We start from the raw sequence: 4872 nt of genomic DNA on the forward strand, positions 1-4872 counted from the left end.
ATATAATTTTTCTTTATTGGATAAATTATTAAAATCATCTTTGTTTTTTAAGATAGTATCTAAAAGTTCGTAAGAGCAATTACATATTTCACCTAATTTATCTATTATATCTGTTTTAGATTTATAATGTTTTAAGTGATTTTTCAGTGAGTTAGTTTTAGATTCTTTATCTAATAAAGTTATATTAGGTTTTATAATTTGAAGAGATGAAAATAAATTTTTCAAATTATAAGAATTTAAATTATTTATATTTATTATAATATCTTCTTCTATATCGAATAGTTGACTTGAAAATGAATTAATTAACTGCTCTACTTTTAAACCTTGATTTAAAGGTAGAATTAATTCATTAATTAAAATAGCTATTAAAGAGCCTACTATAATAGATAAAAATCTTGTTACTATATTTGAAGGATCGCTCATAGCAAAGAAGAAAATCAAACTACCTGCAATAAAGCTCATTAAGCTAAGTTTTGTTTTATTTAAATTAAACTTAAAATATATAAAAACTGAAGAGGAACAAATTAATGCAAGTGAGTATATATTCCAGTTGAATATACTTCCAATCATAAATGTTAGTATTGCTCCTAATATATTTGCAATAACTCTTTGTAAGCAGTAACTTCTTGCTCCAGAAACTGTTGGAAGTAAAGCAAATACTATAGAAACAGTTATCACAGTAGTTGATACTTTAAGATAGTTTGAAAAGCTACATAAATATATAGCAATTATAGCTGACAATAAAACTTTTAATGCTCTAATTTCGTCTTTTATAGATAGTTCTTGTAACATATTTTTAAATTTAATCATAAGTTTCCTCCAGGTACTAGATTATTATATAGTATCAGTTTATATTATTAATTGCAACAGAAAGTTTCAGTTATTGTGACGAACTGATATTTAAAGCGTAAAAAAAGAGATGTTCTAAGACATCTCTTTTTATTTATGCATTTATAGATACACAATCAGAATTATCTATATTATTAATTTTTTTAATATAATCAAGAATCAGTGGTATAGAAGCTGCAATCCAAGCCATTGGACCTGCTAAGCAAACTCCAGTATATCCAATAATTAAAGGCAGTGTAAAAGCAACTAGAGTTCTAGCTAAAAGTTCACAAACTCCAGCCATCATAGGAACGAAAGTATGGCCCATTCCTTGAAGTGCATTTCTGTATATGAATATTAAACTAAGTGGTATAAAGAAGAATGATACTGTAGTTAAATACTTCATAGAATAAGTTATAACAGCTGGATCTGCATCTGATATAAATAGCTTAACAAAGGATTCCCCAAATGTTACAAGTACAACTCCACCAATAATACCAATTCCAATATTTATAAGTGTACATTTTTTAACGCCTTCTTTTATACGATCAATATTTCCAGCTCCAAGATTTTGAGCACAGTAAGTTGCCATAGTAACGCCGAATGTTACACTAGGTTGCATAACAAGTTGCTCAACTTTGGAAGCAGCAGTATGAGCTGCAACAACTGTTGAACCAAATGCATTAACAGCACCCTGAAGTACTATTGCGCCAATTGCAGTTATTGAAAATTGAAGTGCCATAGGAATACCTATACCCAAATGTTTTTTAAAATAAATAGAGTTATATTTAAAATGTCTTTTTTGAAGTTTTAGTATAGGAAATTTTTTTGAAGTATAAATTAAACATAAAACTCCGGAAAATCCTTGTGCTATAACAGTTGCATAAGCAGCACCAGCTACTCCCATAGACAAATTAACAATAAATACTAAGTCTAGTATTATATTTAAAATAGATGCAATTATTAAAAAATATAAGGGCGTTTTGCTATCACCAAGTGCACGAAGTATACTAGATATCATGTTATAGAAAAATGTTGCAAATATACCGGCATAGATAACTATTATATAAGAGTGGGCATTATCTATAATATCAGTAGGTGTATTTATAGCACGTAAAAGTGGTCTTGCGGTAAGTATGCTAACTATAGTTATTAAAATAGCCATAACAATAGATAAAACAATAGCACTTCCAACAGCATTTTTTACTCCTTCTTCATCGTTTGCTCCGAATCTTTGAGAAACTAAGACAGAAAAACCTGATGTAAGACCTAGAACAAATCCTATTATCAAAAAATTCATAGATCCAGTTGATCCAACTGATGCAAGCGCTTTAACCCCTAAAAATCTTCCAACTATTATTGTATCAACCATACTATAAAATTGTTGAAAAATATTACCTATAAGAAGTGGTATAGAGAAATATAAAATCAATTTTACTGGATTTCCAGTAGTCATATCTTTGGTCATAAAATCCCCCTTCATGTACATATAAAATTTATTTGTCTGCCTATAATAGCATTATTTAAATATGCATACAATAGATTATAGAAAAGTTAATTAAAATGACACTAAAATATTCCATAAAAAAATAGTTTGACATAAAACTATTTTGTTTATATAATTTAGCTTAGTGATAAATAACTTATTTAAAGGAGAAAATACAATGACAAACTTAGATTTTATATACAATCGTCAAAGCATAAGAAAGTTTAAAGATACACCTGTACCAAAAGAAGATATAATGGAGTTATTAAAAGCTGCAACTTTTGCTCCATCTGCAAAACATCAACAAAATTGGCATTTTGTTGTTCTTCAAAATAAAAATATGATAAATGAAATGGCAGATATAGTAACTAAGAGTCATGAAAAAATAGGTGAGTTAGCTAAGACAGAAAAAGATAAAAAAATACATATGAGTGTAATAAATTATTATACGTGTTTTAAAAATGCTCCAGTAGTAGTATTAGTTTATGGATGCGACTATAAAATGATAGAATACAAAATATTAAAAGAAAATGATGCACCTCAAGAAGTATTAGATGTATTAGTATCTCCTCAATCAGGGGCACAAAGCATAGGTGCAGCAGTTGAAAACTTCTTATTATCTGCAACAGAAATGGGGTATGGTACATGTTATATGACTGGACCTACTCATGCTAAGAGTGAAATAGAAAAACTTATAGGATTTGAGAAACCAGGATACCAACTAATGTCTATGATATCTTTAGGAGTGGCTGAAGATAATCAACCTGCTCAACCACCAAGAAAGCCGATAGAAGATGTTACGACATTTATAGATTAATTATTTTTTATAATTTTAAGATACTATATATAATAAACCAAATTGCTTTAGGGGGAAGTTATGGAATTTTTTATTTATACATTGATTATTTCATTTGGAAGTATTTATTTGGGGAAAAGTAATTTAAAGTATGTTAAAAAAGCATGTAAAAGTAAATGTAATATATTTATGCAAATTATAAATTATCTTGAATCTGAAACTTTTTCAAATATGCAAATAAATTTTGGCATTTTAGGTTGTATATCTAGTGTAATAGGTATTTTATTTTTTGATACAGTTGCTTTGATAGTAATTTTAATGCTGTGTATAACTTTTTATGCATTTATATTTATATGTTTAATAAAAGGATATAACTTTTGTAGATTTAATAAAAATATAAAAAATATAACTAAAACGAAGCTAGCAATAATAATTATTATAGAAGTAATAATTATTGCTATTTATGGAAGTTATGTTTATTCAAGATCAAATAATGATTATGGAAATTGTACAAATATATCAGAATATAACCAAAACAATGAAAATATATTCAATACCTATTATAATGAAAAATTTAAATGCAATAAAACAAATATTTAGTATTGATTAAAAGAAAAATATAATTTGAAATTTTATTAGATTTTTAAATTGTTAAAACAAATACTTTTAATAGTAAAAATAAAATACTAAATTACGCGTATATATAAATAAAATTTTATGTAAAAAAATAATTATACTATAGACTTGTATACAAAATGATGTTATATTGTATACATAGACAACAAGATTAGACAAAACATAACAAATCAATAGGAAATTGACAAAATATACTAAAAATTAAAGCATTTAAGATACAGACATAAAAAGAGGAACTACTAAAATGTTCCTCTTAACCCCTTAAAAATATACTATTCCCCCAGAAAGTATAATAATATCCCCTTAAAAAAGACTGTGAACGGAAAACAGTCTTTTTTGTTTTGAAAAAATGGTTACTTACAGATATAATATAAAGTAATAATTATTAATTATATTATAAAAATGGACTTTAGCAGTAGGGTGTTTAGGGAGGAAAAAATCATGAGTTTACATATAGGTGTCTGTGAAGATGACTTAATACACAGCAAAATTTTGGTAAGTCATATCGAAAAAGTAGTCAAATCAAAAGCTATAAATTTTCAAATCTATGAATTTAAATCAGGCGAAGATTTATTGGGAAATTATCCGAATCATTTGGATATATTATTTTTAGATATACAAATGGAGGCGTTAACAGGAATGGATACTGCGCGGAAAATAAGGGATTTTGATAAAAGCGTAGAAATATTGTTCACCACATCAGTAAGTGAATATGTATATGAAGGATATGAGGTTAGAGCTTATAGATATTTATTAAAACCACTTAAATATGAAACTATTGAAAAACATTTGAACGAGTGTATTTTAAATATAATAGATAAAGCAAAAAATTATTTAATAATAAATAATAAAAATAATTTAATAAAAATTATGTTAGATGATGTTTTATATATGGAAACTGAGGGAAGAGAAATTATAATACATAAAAGTAATGAGTTTTATAGGTTTAAGATGAGTATGAGAAAACTGGAAAAACTACTACAAGGAAAAAAATTTTTTAGATGTCATAATAGTTTTATAGTTAATTTAGATAAAATTGAAAGTATAGATAAGAATATTGTTTATATAAATAAAGTACAAATACCAGTTAGTAAACATAGAATACAGAGTTTAAAAAAAGAGTTAA

General features: G+C 25.9%; 5 protein-coding genes. 3 read left to right on the top strand and 2 right to left on the bottom strand.

Annotated elements, in window-relative coordinates:
• On the bottom strand, positions 1–810 hold an 810-nt coding region (locus ACRCYC_RS08345), incomplete at its 3' end, for an FUSC family protein (RefSeq protein WP_438618664.1).
• A 133-nt stretch (positions 811–943) separates the two neighbouring features.
• Complete coding sequence (locus ACRCYC_RS08350) at positions 944–2296, bottom strand: MATE family efflux transporter (RefSeq protein ID WP_438618665.1); 1353 nt, start codon at positions 2294–2296, stop codon at positions 944–946.
• A gap of 196 nt (positions 2297–2492) precedes the next feature.
• Between ACRCYC_RS08350 and ACRCYC_RS08355 the strand changes: the two genes are divergently transcribed.
• From ACRCYC_RS08355 to ACRCYC_RS08365, 3 genes are all read left to right on the top strand, one after another.
• On the top strand, positions 2493–3131 hold the full coding sequence (locus tag ACRCYC_RS08355; RefSeq protein ID WP_438618666.1) for a nitroreductase family protein: 639 nt from the start codon (positions 2493–2495) through the stop codon (positions 3129–3131).
• A gap of 60 nt (positions 3132–3191) precedes the next feature.
• Positions 3192–3710, top strand: coding sequence for a hypothetical protein (locus ACRCYC_RS08360; RefSeq protein WP_438618667.1), 519 nt, complete (start codon positions 3192–3194; stop codon positions 3708–3710).
• 477 nt (positions 3711–4187) lie between these two features.
• Positions 4188–4872, top strand: a 685-nt coding sequence (locus tag ACRCYC_RS08365; protein WP_438618668.1) for a LytR/AlgR family response regulator transcription factor, incomplete at its 3' end; no start/stop codon positions are given.

The organism is Paraclostridium sp. (assembly GCF_051657365.1).
Classification (GTDB): domain Bacteria; phylum Bacillota; class Clostridia; order Peptostreptococcales; family Peptostreptococcaceae; genus Paraclostridium.

Excerpts from the sequence above, each read along its gene's own strand:
- ACRCYC_RS08360 (WP_438618667.1), top strand. The coding sequence starts at position 3,192 with ATGGAATTTTTTATTTATACATTGATTATTTCATTTGGAAGTATTTAT.
- ACRCYC_RS08350 (WP_438618665.1), bottom strand. The coding sequence starts at position 2,296 with ATGACCAAAGATATGACTACTGGAAATCCAGTAAAATTGATTTTATAT.
- ACRCYC_RS08355 (WP_438618666.1), top strand. The coding sequence starts at position 2,493 with ATGACAAACTTAGATTTTATATACAATCGTCAAAGCATAAGAAAGTTT.